This window comes from Leifsonia sp. SIMBA_070 (assembly GCF_046534635.1).
Taxonomy (GTDB): Bacteria; Actinomycetota; Actinomycetes; order Actinomycetales; family Microbacteriaceae; genus Leifsonia.
This window is the reverse complement of record NZ_JAWRYK010000107.1, coordinates 1-328: the sequence shown is the minus strand read 5'-3', so window position 1 is coordinate 328 and position 328 is coordinate 1. Positions and strand designations below refer to the sequence as shown.

1 protein-coding gene is annotated in these 328 nt (G+C 34.5%); it reads right to left on the bottom strand.

Going from position 1 to position 328, the window contains the following annotated elements; translation table 11 throughout:
- Positions 1-216 (bottom strand): hypothetical protein (locus SB754_RS19610; protein ID WP_410784071.1); only part of this gene is annotated, 216 nt, incomplete at its 3' end.
- Between the last annotated feature and the right edge of the window lie 112 nt (positions 217-328).

Below are 328 nucleotides of genomic sequence, written 5' to 3'. Positions count from 1 at the left end.
ATTAAAATCAGAAGGATTTGTTTTGTTTCTTTTTATATGTTCGTCAAAAAGCTTAGTTAATTCCTTGTCTTTAGTATTTCGATATTGTTTATAGGTAGGTTTATCAATTGTTACGGTCCATCCGGAGCAACAAGTATCTTCGCAAGCTGAGCCGATACAAGCAAAGCGTTCCATATAATCGGGAACTAGCATTTGGACAGGTTTCTTAGGAGCCATTTCTTGTTCACCTCAAAAATTTATTATTGATCTTGAAAGACTAAATCAAGACCTCTCATTCTCCGATATTAAATGTATACGATTCTTTCGGAGGGATTCATGTGGAAATAAA